We start from the raw sequence: 12,456 nt of genomic DNA, 5'->3' as shown, positions 1-12,456 counted from the left end.
GATCATGAGCGCACTCGCTTAACAACCGTCGAGACGTAAATGCGCTTCATGGCCCAGCGTTCCGGCAGCGCCTGCATCGGCAGCGCCGGTATCAAAACCGGCGTGCTTCCGGTGAAAATCGCCGAGAAGTGCGGAATAGAGCCATCTTGCAGAAATTAATTGCATCTATTTTCAGACACAAGTCGCAACAGCTGACCGCCCGGTCCTTCTACGCCTCAGGCGATACAACCGGGCACGTTGTCGCACCCGGACTGAAGTCGTGCGGTTGAGATTAATCGTTCCATCTGTCATAAAAGTCTGGCTACGGGCTCGAAAATCTAGAAAAAACATAGATTAATGGGTCGACGATAGCTGCCATCACGTCCGACCCCCGCGCGCTACCCATCAAGCCAGTTTTGCTCGCTGCCCGAAGCGTAAATCTGTGCAACATCAACTGCCTTTCAACCTCATCGAGGCCATTCATTCGGCGCGACCAAACGCCGTGCATCAAAAAAAGGACCGGAAAATTGAGCGATCAATCCACTCCGAACACTCCACTCTCACGATTCTGCGAAAAAGTCGGAATTCCCTATCCCATGTTCTGGGGGTTTGTCGGCCTGTTGATCTTCATGATCGGCGATGGCGTAGAACTCGGATACCTCTCGCCCTTCCTCAGCGATCGCGGCATGCCCGCCGACCAAATCGCCATGATCTTCACCCTCTACGGCGTCACGGTCGGGATTTCATCGTGGCTTGCCGGCGCGCTCTCCAATATCTGGGGCCCGAAACGGGTGATGTTCCTGGGATTGATCATCTGGAGCGTGTTTGAAGTGCTCTTCCTGATCTACGGTCTGCAGGAATTGAGCTACTCGATGATTCTGCTGACCTACGGCTTGCGCGGTTTCGGTTATCCGCTGTTCGCTTATGGCTTTCTGGTCTGGATCGCCGCTTCCACGCCTTCCCGCAAAATGGGCATGGCCGTGGGCTGGTTCTGGGTCGCTTACGCTGCGGGCCTGCCGATGCTGGGCTCTCTGGTGGCGAGCGCCGCGATCCCGCTGATTGGCGCACTGCAAACCTTCTGGTTGTCCTTTGCTCTGGTGGTCATAGGCGGCGTGATTGGTTTGGTCGGCATGCGTGAAGCCCACGGCATGCGTCGGCTCGCCCCCGAAGGCGAGCGGCCGATGGTGTCGATGGCCAAGAACATCACCATCATGTGGACGCGTCCGAAAGTCTCGCTGGCCGCTCTCGTCCGGGTGATCAACACCTCGTCGATGTTCGGCTTTCTGGTGGTCATGCCCGGGTTCTTCATGCACACCGTCGGCTTCACCCTGGAAGAGTGGTTACGCCTGCTGACCATCGTCTTCGTGTTCAACATCATCGGCAATCTGAGCTCCAGCGTGATCAGCACCAAGATCGGCTATCGCAACACGATCCTGTGGTTTGGCGCGGTGGGCAGCACGATCAGCACTCCGTTGTTCTTCTTTATGCCGCAAGCGTTTCCCCACGACTTCCTGATCGCTTCAATCTTCGGTGCGTTCTACGGCCTGACGCTGGCGTGTTTTGTGCCGCTGTCGGCGCTCGCACCCGCATTAGCGCCCAACAACAAAGCCGCCGCGCTGTCGGTGCTCAGCCTGGGTGCTGGCGCGTCGACATGGGTGGGCCCAGCCGTGGTGGCAATCTTCAATGAAAGCTACGGTATTGAAGGCGTGGTCTGGGCATTCTGCGGCCTGTACGCACTGAGCGCTGTGCTGACGGCCTTCCTGAAAGATCCGGAGCCGGTGCATGACCCGATCCTGATCAAGATCAAGCGCCGGATCAAAGTGTTCGCGCCGCGTCTGGATTATCGCTGGGCCCATGCCGAAGACCCGAACAAAGAGGTGAGCTGATTCCGATGGTCGCGCGGCGCGTCAGTCATTAAGTCGACGGTCGCGCCGCGCAGCCATTCACCCGGGCACGCTTGATTAAGTGATCAATCAGCCACGGCCGGCGGCTGCTCTTTGCTCAGCCCCTCATTGATCAACACCATGCTCTGCGGTGCAGACAGCGCGATGCCCATTTCGCGCAGGCGCCCGAGCACGGTAAACAACAGGTCGCTACGCGCACCGCCCACCGAACGCGGGCTGTTGACGAAACCGCTGGCGCTGATGATCAGGCCTGTGTTGGTCAGGTCTTTGAAGGTGACCGACGGCGCTGGCGTATCGAGTATGGCTTCGTGCTCGGTGAAGGCCTGCAACAGCAGTTCGCGGATCTGCAAGACATCCGTTTCCAGCGGCAGCGTCAGGGAAATCCCGACCACGCCCAGCGCATTGCCCATGGTCACGTTGCGTACGTTCTGGGTAATGAACTGTGAGTTCGGCACGATCACCGTGGAACGGTCGGACATCTGGATTTCGGTGGCACGCACGTTGATCCGACGAATATCGCCCTCGACCCCCGCCAGGCTCACCCAATCTCCCACCTTGACCGGCCGCTCGGTCAACAGGATCAGACCGGAGATGAAGTTCTGCACGATGGCCTGCAGACCAAACCCGATCCCGACCGACAGCGCGCTCACGACCCAGGTCAGGTTCGTCAGGCTGATGTGCAGGGTGGACATCACCACTGCAATCACCAGCACAAACCCGATGTAGCCGATCAGGGTCACCAGGGACGCCTGCATGCCGGCGTCCATGTTGGTTTCCGGCAGCAGGCGTTCGCCGAACCATTCCTTGAGCACGCGCACGCCAAACAGGCCGGCGACCAGGCAGCCCAGTGCCAAGAGTATGTCGCTTGGAACGATGTTCAAGGCGCCCAGGGATTTGTCGGTGACTTCCATTCGGGTGAAGCTTTCGAGCAACTCGCCCGGGCTTGAACCGGAGGGGAGGAAGGCCAGCAGCACGGCGGCCAGCAACAGCAAACTGCGGCCAACGCCCGCCAGAATGGTGCTCGCCTGGGCCTGGTGGCGCGGGGACAGGCCGAGTGCCGACCCCAGTGCCATGCCCCCTGGTTGCTTGGGCGAGAGGAGTGTTTCGCAGACGTCGCCGAAGAACGCCACCAGCAGGTAGGCGGTCGAGGCCACCACGCTCATCCAGAGCAGCTTGACTGCCAGGAAGTAGGCCAGGGTGAGGTAGCCGCTCAGCAAGGCGAGCAAACTCAGGCCGACCCACACCGCCACGACGAAAGGAATCAGCCCGGCAAGGCCGCCCGGACGCTCGATTGCACAGCGGCGGCGGGTGCGCCGGTAGCGCACCAGGCCGAAGAAGAACACCAGCGAAACGGCCAGCGCCGTCAGGCCGTTGACCGCTACGGTCAGGGCCAGGCTGCTGGCAATGACACTGTTGATGCGCTCCTGGGTGCCGATGATCATCAGCGCCAGGGCCAGCACAGGCGGAAAGCGGCCCATGGCAGCAGCGATTTCGTCCGGTATGCCGGGCAGGCGCCACGAGGGGTGCGGCAGCATCAACAGCGCGCGACCCAGGCCCACAATGAAGGCGCAGAAGGTGATCAGCGTTTGCAGTTGGTCGAGCAGATTGACCACGTCGTTGCTGAGCACTGCATTATCGACGATGCCCCAACGCAGCAATGACGTGGCGGCGGTGATGGTCAGCACGGTCGACAGCCCGACGGCGAGTGCCAGGGCGCTGCGGCGCAGACGGCCCTCGGGCAGCCGACGGACCATCAGGCGGATCAGCAAGCTTTCCAGAAGCCGGCGCACGACCACCCAGATCAGCAGCGCGCCGATGACGACGCTGGCAAACAACATGCGGTTGCCGGGTGCGAGGGCGCTGGTGAACACGCTGCGGACGTCGTCCAGCAGACCGTTCATGCGCCTGAGGTCGTCATCGGTCGGGCGTATCAGGGTCGACCAGAACGCCGAACTGAGGGGGCTTGCGGTGCGAGTGCTGATCTGTGAATCAAACAGGCTCCGGCGCAGGCTAAAGATCTGCGTAGCGAGATCCCGAGCCGACTGACTCAAGGTATTGGTCTGGCGTTCGTCGCTGACCAGCGCGTTTTTCTGGGCGGTCAATGCCTTGCGCTGGCTGGTCAGGGTGGGCGCTTCGTCCGGTTGCACCGGGCCAAGGATATTCAGCTGATCGTTCAGGTGCTCGATGTCGACCGCCTGTTTGGCGATCAGATCATCGGCCTGCTTCTGCACCTGCAATGCGGCCTGGCGCAGGCTCGAGAGCAGGTCATCGTTGGCGCTCACGGTGACTTTTTGCCGGATCTGGTCAAGCTGCTCGCTCAGGTCATCCAGGCTTGGCGCCTCGACTTCCGGCGTTGCATCACTCTGGCTGGCGGCCTGTGTCGCGGGTTGGGGCGCGACCTGCGCCGCCGCAGCTTGTGCGAAAGCTGGCACGGTGACGCACAGCAACAGCGCGAGCAGCCCAGCGTGGAAACGGTTCAACGTAGCGTGTTGCATTCGGGTTCCTTTGGGGCGTTAACCGGTTGTGCGATCTGATCGTCTGGCGCAGGGATCGAACGGGAGGCGGGGGCTCTCGACCATTCGTGCGCGCGGGGGCGGATGATAGCAAGTATTGGGTCGGGACGACTCTCAAGCGATTTAGCGGCTCACTGGATATCCGCGATGAGTAGGACCGGCTTCAGCCGGGAAGGGGCCCTCTCGGTCAACATCAATTCGTGCTGTGAACCACCGTTAGCCGATACCCCCGTCAGGTCATGTGATATTCACATTTTGCGGCACATGATCGTGTTCGTTGTATCAAAAGGGGCGCCCGACGGGCCTCCATCAATCAAGAGGTAGCAGGATGCCAACACACAACGCTCCGGTGGATCTCGCCCACCGCCCCCGTCTCGCCGATCTTCAGCCCATCATCGCCGATCCGTCATCCCATGCCACCGCGCTGCGATCAACCCCACAAGGACGGGTCACGCCGGCGTCGCAACTGGAAGGCCGATCAGGCTACAGCGGCGATTTCCTCGGGGAGTTCGTCGTGCCATGGCCGACGACATCAACGCCTGACGACGTGTTTCCCCTGGGCAACCCGGAGAACCGTCTGGACTACACGCATTTCTCGATCAGCATGTCGCGGAGTCGGCGCATCGCGCTGTACGTCGGGGTGAACATCGAGGGGGGCAGCAGCGTCGAGATTGTGCGGAGTCAGGACGCCTGGGCCTACGACGGCCGCCTGCCGGTCGACGCGCAGATTGGCGATGATCTGTACCGCGACAACCTGCTGGATCGCGGCCATCTGGTTCGCCGGCAGGACCCGAACTGGGGAGCCGAGGCGCAGACCGCCAATCAGGACACCTTCCACTTCACCAACTGCTCACCGCAGATGTCTGCCTTCAACCAGAAAACCTGGCTGGAGCTCGAAGACTTCATCCTCGACAACACCCGCCGCTGGAAAGAGCGCGCCACGGTCTTCACCGGGCCGGTCCTGCGCAGTGATGACCCGCTGTACCGGGGCGTACAAATTCCCCGAGCCTTCTGGAAGGTCGTCGCGTTTCTCGGCGATGACGGCAAACCTTCGGCCAGCGCGTACGTCATCGACCAGACCCGCGAGCTGGGCAAGCTGGAGCTGGTCTTTGGCGCCCTCAGGACGTATCGACGCAGTGTCGCTCAGATTGAAGAGCTCACTGGCATCAGCTTTGGCGAGCTGGCGCGGTATGACGGGTTTTCCAATGAAGAACAGATCACCGGTACCCGCATCGAAGCGCTGATTCAACGGCCGGAGGATATTCGGCTCTAGCGCCATCCTGCGATGCCGCTGCCAGGGGGCCTCCATTTTTTACGGCCAGGCCTTCCTGTGCAACTTCTCCACGAAGCGGCTTGGTCTCAGGTGCCTCGCGTCAGCACAGTGTCGGGCATGTCCAGCTGCACATATACAATCACACCCACCATGACGATGCAGAACAGCCACTGCAGACGGCTGAGTCCGGCGATCCGGTAGATCGCCTGCAGCGGCTTGCGCCAGCGATATTGGCGATCCACTGGCACTGCACTTTTGGGTTGCAGTCTGCCGATCAGGCCAGTGATGACGTAGGTGGCCACCCCCAGAAGTCCCAGCCATTTCCAGAGCAAAAAGGCCAGGGCCAGCACCGGTACGCCGTTGCGGATCACCAGATAACGCCGATTTCGCGTCAGGGTCTGGCGTGCGCACCATGCGCTGAAGCGTTGATCCTCATCGTAGAAGGACTCCGTGAATCTGACCCAGGGCTCATACAGCTTCTTGCCGACGTAAGTGAGCACTATCCCTGCCATCAAGATGAGCGGCGATAAGACCGCAAGGAGCAGTAGAGCGGCGGGGACGGGGAGTATGCATTTCAGTGCGAGGGCAATGGTCAGAACAATGCCCGCCCGCTGCGTGACGTGCGGCGGACTTTCCGGGCCCACCAGTGCTTTCCAGAACCACGGATTGTGGTCCGGGAACCTCCTTGGCCAGTCGGGAAACCGCAGGGTGAACGCCTCGGATAGTTGTTCGCAAGCCTGCCAGTCAGCCTCGGTGAATGTCGCGACGCGTGCCTGAAGGCGTTCTGCAGATGAACCCGTCAGGAACAGCGCAGCTGCATTGCCGCGCGGGTTGGGATGCTGCTCGCCCTCGCGCACCAGCGCCCGCAGTTCGTCGAGCCATTTCTTCTCTTCGTTGCGCGCAAGCAGGGTGTGCCATTGCTCATCGACGATAGGAACAGCCGCTGCCTCAGTGTCCCAGCCGAACATCTGCAGGACCCTTTGAAACAAAGCGGGGGACCAGTTCTTGTGTTCGAGAAAAAGATCGAGCACCTGCACGTGAAGCGTCTGGCGACGCGCCAAATCGCCCAGCCACCCTTGTCGACTGTGGTGCTCAAGGCACCCGATGAAGCGTGTTTCTTCGCCGGCCGCCATGTACTGCTCAAGCCGGCGGTACAACCCCATGGAGAGCAAATGGCCAAGCCGCTGCTGATCGGCATCCCGCGGGCGAACCTGCTGCCAGGGTGTCAGCCACTGGCGGGTTTCAAGGCCCCAGTGCAACAGGTTCGAGTGCGCGTCCGGCGCCTGCACGCAACGCACGAACAGCAGGGCTTCGACGGTTGCTTCAATGCCACGCGCGATCGCCTCATTCCAGCATTGATCCACGGCAGCGTCGTCAAACGTATCGAGCAGCTCAGCGGCCTGCTCCTGAGCGGAACGCACCACTGGCCGAGTGACCGGCGCAGGCCTTTGCACCAGAGGCGCTGCTGAGGCCTGTACAAACGAAGCGTCACCCCCGACGCCATCGTCGCCCTCGCGGGCCAGATGCAATGCGCGCTCGTAGGCTTCACGCAGTTGCTGAAACGCGACGGGGTCTTCGTCCGGGCGGGTGACCTTCAGCAGTTTGGCGTACTGCCGCTTGACGCTGCGCTCATCGGAGCGGGCGGGGAGATCGAGAATCTTCCAGCAATCGAGAGTCGTGTCCATGGGTCAGTGCCAACCGCCGCGTTCCAGCTGGCCAAGCCGCTCGTCCAGCTCGGTGCGCGTCTGCCGGATGATCCGATCGTCCTGACTGTCGAGGGCGCGCTGAAACTGGCTTGCCCAGTTATCGATCAGCTCGCGGCGCGCGCCCAGGCTCTCCTGATAGAGATGCTCCAGGCGCGCCGTCAACAGCGTGTTGATCTGCTGATCACGCGGATGAACCTTGAGCGCAGCGAGTGCTTGCAGGCGCTGGGCAATTTCTTTGGGGCTGAGCACGCCGGGGTTGTTTTCGATGACCAGTGCAGACTGCTCGCCGGTGCTGGGAATGGTGACCTGACACTCGAGAATGCCGTTGTTGTCGTAGGTAAACCGTACATCGAGGTTGAGATTGCCACCGCTGCGCGGCGGTAGCGGTATTTCCAGTTCCCCCAAGGGTATGTTGTCGCGCACGAGGCGACTTTCGCCCTGGAAAATCTTCACCATCACGCTGGTTTGTGTGTCGTCGACGGGACAGACCGTTTCCACCCGGCTGACCGGTACGGTGGTGTTGCGCTCGATGATCGGCAGATAGTGCCCGCCCTCAAAATGCTGACCGACCTGGTGTGAGGTCGCGATACCCAGGGTGTAGGAGCAGACGTCGGTCAAGACTACTTCTTCCAGGGCTGCATCCCGGGATTTCAACGCCGCCTGTATCGCTGCGCCGTGGGCCACGGCTTCGTCCGGGTTGAGCTGAATAGAAGGAAAGCGCCCGAACATGCCGGCTGCCAGTTTGCGCACCAGCGGCATACGCGTGGTGCCGCCCACCATCAGGATTTCGTCGAGATCGCCGACCTGCAGCCTGGCATCGCGCATGGCGCGTTCGACCGGATTGCGCAGCCGCTCGAGCAACGGTGCATACAGCGCGGCCATGTCCTCCTGGGTGAAGGTCTGCTGCCACTGCCGGCCATCCACGCGCAGCACGAACGCGTCGCTACGGACCTGACCCAGGGCGATGCGCAGGCGTTGGGCCTCGCGATGCAGCGCGTGAACGATGGATTCGGGGGCGGGGAAGCCTGGCTGGTCGGCCTGGGTACGAACGAAAGCCTCGGCCAGCAGCCGGTCAAAATCTTCGCCACCGAGGAAGTTGTCCCCCGCGCTGGCGCGGACCTCCATCACGCCCTCGAACAGCTCGAGAATCGACACGTCAAACGTCCCGCCACCCAGGTCGAACACCAGAAACGAACATTCCTTGCCGTGCTGCGGCAAGCCGAACGCCAGTGCGGCGGCAGTGGGCTCGTTGATCAGCTTGTCGACCTTGAGGCCGGCCAGTTCCCCTGCGATACGCGTGGCTTTGCGCTGGGCATCGCTGAAGTAGGCCGGGACGCTGATGACTGCCTCGACGACGGTTTCGCCATAGGCACGCTCGACGTCTTCCTTGAGACTTCTGAGCACCAGCGCCGAAAGCTCCTCGGGACGAAAGGTGTGATTGCCCAAGGTGGTTGTGTGGGCGCTGCCCATGTGGCGTTTGAACAACGCGGTGGTCAGAGAAGGGTGGGTGTGCAGGCGTTCGCGGGCGGCTTGCCCGACCAGAATCCGGCCCTCATCGTCCAGCCCGACCACGGACGGCGTGAGTAATTGGCCCAGCGCGTTCGGCACCAGCATGCTGGCATCGTCTTTCCAGACCGCGACCAGGCTGTTGGTCGTGCCGAGGTCAATCCCGACAATCATGGGTGAGTGCCTGGGTACAGGCATGAGGAACCGTGGGCGTTGATGAGCGGTATGAGGTTCATGATCTTTGTCTTCCTTGAGTCAGGTGGCGGTGTGCGGGAATTTGAGAACGGTCATCGCGAGGGGTTCAAGTGCTCATTCGGACCCACTGCGCCGACTGCGTAACATTTCGCAAAAATACAAAAAAACAGGATCCAAAAGGAATTTATTTTTGCGTAAGCTATCTAGCATCACGCTTACAGTCGGTTCATCGGCATAGGCAAGCTGCCGACTGAGCCCGAACGCCGTACCGCCCCGCAGCAGAATGCATCTGCCACCGGTTTGTTTACTTCCTGGAGATTCTCCGACAATGACCGTCTCATTCAGCCGCCACTGGCTACTCGCCCTCGCACTGCCGCTACTACTGACCGCTTGCGGCAGCAGCGAGCCTGACCAGCGCGCCGCGTTCAAGCAGTTCCTGCAAACCCGCATCATCGACAAGCCGGGCGTGCACGTGCCCAAGCTGACACCTGAAGAATCGAAGTCTTTCGGCGATTACACCCAGCACTACGCCGTGATCACCGACTTCAACAGCGGGATGGACGCCAGCATCAAACCCCTCAACGGCTTCGTGCAGAAAGGCGCGTTCCATTCATTGGGTGATGTGATTGAGCGCCGCGATGATCTGAAGACGGTGCAAACCGGCGTGAATGACTTGATTGCGCAGCTTAAGCAGGAGTTGGCGAAAGCCGACGCAGCCCATGCCCAGCTCAAACAGCCGGACGATCTGAAAACGGTGTACGACAGCGCCTATGACCGCACCGTCACGGTGCCGGCCAACACCTTTCTGACCGTGATGCCGCAGGTTAACGGCACCTTCGAATCGGGCCTTAAAGTGGCCGACTACGTTGACGCTCACAAGGCGCAGATCCAGATCAATGGTTCGGTGATCCAAGTGACGGACCCCAAAGTGCAGGCTGAATTGAACACGCTGCTGCAGGACCTGAATGCTAAAGCCAAGGCGGTCCAGGAAGCACAGATACGCATGCAGGCCGTCATGTTGGGTCGCTGAATGCCGACCTGATAAAGCCCCGAGGATTCCTCAGCCCTCGATGTCGTAAAGCACGCAAAGGTCGTCTGGCCTTTGGTCAAGGACGTATGCGCGCGCCAGGGATGGCACTCGGCGGCGCAGTGAAGAGAGCCGCCACATGAACGTGAAAAAGCTGAAACTGATCGCGGTACTGGTCTTATTCCCGCTGGCGCTGAATCTGGTCGGTGTCTGGCAGCTGCAACGCAGCACCGACGACCGCGCCGAGTATGTCGCCTATCAAGCCGACCTCGCCGGATTTCTTCCAGAACTCCAAGCCATCGCCGACAAGAGCGGTTCACGACCGGTGATGGTCGACGTCGGCGACGGCGAGAAAATGGAAGTGAAGATGGCGTTGTCCCGCGTCACTGAGATGCAGGACGAGCTGGACACCTTGCTGCCGCTGACCAACGTCATGGTCTGGCTGGCAAGAGGCACCATCATCCTCGGTTTACTGGCTGCCCTGGTGGGCGGGCTCGGCTTGCTTGCCCTCACCTGGGCAGGCCGGCGTGCCATGCAATCACGGGAACAACTGCTGCACAGCTTCACCCGCGTGACCCGGCTGCTGCCCTTCGTTCTGGTCGGTCACGTGGTGGTCATGGGGGCGGCCATTGCCGCCATCGTTGCATTCGAAGCGTTGGGTGCCTGGCATGTCGGGCGACTGTCGGCAGGCGAAATGAAGTTCATGTTCTTCGCCATGGTCCTGGTCGCCGGTTGCCTGTACTCGATCTGGCAGATGGGCACGCAATTGCGCGTCATGCTCAACATGTTCCAGCCCACGCCGATGGACGTGATGGGGGAGGCGGTCAGCGCCGAACAGGCGCCGGTGCTCTGGGCTTACGTCAACGATCTGGCCCGGAAACTGGGCGCACTGCCGCCCGACCACATCGTGCTGGGCATGGCCGCCGGCTTTTACGTCACCTCCGGCGACATCCTCCTCGCGCCGGCCAATACCACCTTGGCGGGCCGCACCCTGCATGTGCCGCTGGTGTACTTGGGCATCCTCGATGAAGCCGAGACCACCGCGGTCATCGGCCACGAGCTGGGGCATTTTGCTGGCGCGGATACCGAGTTCAGCATGCGCTTCGTGCCGATTTACCACGGCATCGAGCGCAGTCTGGTGGTGATCGGCCAGACCCTGGTCGACAGTGAATGGCTGCAGCGCGCGACCCTGCACCCGGCGTTCATGCTCGGTGCCTGGTTCATGGAAAGCTTCGATCACGCGGTGATGCATTGGAGCCGTGTGCGCGAGCTGGAAGCCGACGCCGCCGGTGCGCAGCTGGCGGGCAATCTGGCGGCCGCTTCGGCGCTGGTGCGCATTTCCGCCATCGATCCGCTGCTTCAGGACCGCCTGGCGACCCACATCGCGCAAGCCGCCCATCTGACGCCGGAGCAGAGCGCCGTTCAGGATCTGCCCACGTCACTTCTGCATGAGATGGCTGCGCAGCCACTGACCCTGTCGGACGAGGAAATGGCCACGCAGCTGCCGCATCCGTCAGACACGCATCCTTCGAACGGCGAGCGCGTGGCGTCCCTCAAGGTGTCGATCGACGACGCCGTGCGCACGGGCACGCGGCCGCTGGATCCCGCAGTGGCCTGCGCTGCCATGGACCGCTATTTCGCTCAGCCCGAGGTGTTGCGCAGTCGCCTGACCCAGGACTACCTGACCCATCATGTTCAGCAGGACGCTGCCATCGTGGAGGCGTTGCGCACCCACGCCGGCAACGTAACCGGCGACGTAGCACTGCACGAAGGGGCGCGCTTGCGGGGTCAGATCCTGCTCGGGTTCAGTGGCCTGTCGGCGCTGGCGGGGCTGGCTCTGCTGCTTGCCCCACTGCTGTTTTCGGGGGTTGCAGGGCATGATCCGCTGCCGTTCTCTGTCGGTGGCGGCGTCGCTCTGCTCATCACGCTGTGCACGTTGCCCTTTGGATTGCGCTTCTTCAGACGCGCCCACAAAACCGCGCTGCTGCTGACGCCGGATCACTTCGTGTTCGCCAACCTCAAAGCGCCTCTGCCGATTCGCGACATTGCCGATTTCAGCCTTCACGTCGGCAATGTGCTCATGCTGACTGTTCTGCTTGAACACGACGCACCGCTGCCGGAGCTGACCCCACGTTCGTTTTTCTCGCCTGATGCCGTGCTCAACAAGAAGAAACGCTGGTTGATGTTGCCCCTCTCCCAGTTCTGCCGCGATGACAAAAAGCTCAAGCTCCTCGAGCTGGCCGAACTGATCGGGAGCTACGTCAACGCGGGTGCAGCGCGGCATTTGCTGCAGCAGCGGTTTGAGCAGGATGGGGAATTGAAGGCTGGTTAGATGAAAACAGCTTGCAGCGAC

At 61.5% G+C, this 12,456-nt stretch carries 8 protein-coding genes; 4 read left to right on the top strand and 4 right to left on the bottom strand.

The window, feature by feature from the left end:
* Positions 1–18 precede the first annotated feature (18 nt).
* Positions 19–165: a hypothetical protein gene (locus EC919_RS27060; protein ID WP_166650460.1), complete on the bottom strand. Its 147-nt coding sequence runs from the start codon at positions 163–165 to the stop codon at positions 19–21.
* Positions 166–506: 341 nt separating this feature from the next.
* Between EC919_RS27060 and EC919_RS01005 the strand changes: the two genes are divergently transcribed.
* Positions 507–1,865 (top strand): MFS transporter, encoded by a 1,359-nt coding sequence (locus tag EC919_RS01005; protein ID WP_133770356.1) that lies wholly within the window; start codon positions 507–509, stop codon positions 1,863–1,865.
* 83 nt (positions 1,866–1,948) lie between these two features.
* Here the strand turns inward: EC919_RS01005 and EC919_RS01000 are convergent, their stop codons facing one another.
* On the bottom strand, positions 1,949–4,378 hold the full coding sequence (locus tag EC919_RS01000; protein WP_133770355.1) for a DUF3772 domain-containing protein: 2,430 nt from the start codon (positions 4,376–4,378) through the stop codon (positions 1,949–1,951).
* Positions 4,379–4,724: 346 nt separating this feature from the next.
* On the opposite strand from EC919_RS01000, the gene EC919_RS00995 reads away from it, so the two are divergent.
* The gene (locus EC919_RS00995) at positions 4,725–5,669 is read left to right on the top strand and encodes a DNA/RNA non-specific endonuclease (protein WP_133770353.1); all 945 of its coding nucleotides are present in this window, start codon (positions 4,725–4,727) and stop codon (positions 5,667–5,669) included.
* An 86-nt stretch (positions 5,670–5,755) separates the two neighbouring features.
* Here the strand turns inward: EC919_RS00995 and EC919_RS00990 are convergent, their stop codons facing one another.
* Positions 5,756–7,354, bottom strand: coding sequence for a J domain-containing protein (locus tag EC919_RS00990; RefSeq protein ID WP_133770351.1), 1,599 nt, complete (start codon positions 7,352–7,354; stop codon positions 5,756–5,758).
* A gap of 3 nt (positions 7,355–7,357) precedes the next feature.
* Entirely contained in the window at positions 7,358–9,055 is a 1,698-nt protein-coding gene (locus EC919_RS00985) for a molecular chaperone HscC (protein ID WP_133770349.1), read from the bottom strand.
* Between the two features lie 349 nt (positions 9,056–9,404).
* Here EC919_RS00985 and EC919_RS00980 point away from each other — a divergent pair, with 349 nt between their 5' ends.
* Complete coding sequence (locus EC919_RS00980) at positions 9,405–10,106, top strand: DUF3053 domain-containing protein (protein WP_133770347.1); 702 nt, start codon at positions 9,405–9,407, stop codon at positions 10,104–10,106.
* A 142-nt stretch (positions 10,107–10,248) separates the two neighbouring features.
* Entirely contained in the window at positions 10,249–12,435 is a 2,187-nt protein-coding gene (locus EC919_RS00975) for a M48 family metallopeptidase (RefSeq protein ID WP_133770887.1), read from the top strand.
* The last annotated feature ends 21 nt before the right edge of the window (positions 12,436–12,456 follow it).

The organism is Pseudomonas graminis (assembly GCF_004364335.1).
GTDB lineage: Bacteria > Pseudomonadota > Gammaproteobacteria > Pseudomonadales > Pseudomonadaceae > Aquipseudomonas > Aquipseudomonas graminis_D.
The sequence above is the reverse complement of the archived record's forward strand: the minus strand, read 5'-3'. Positions and strand labels throughout refer to the sequence as shown.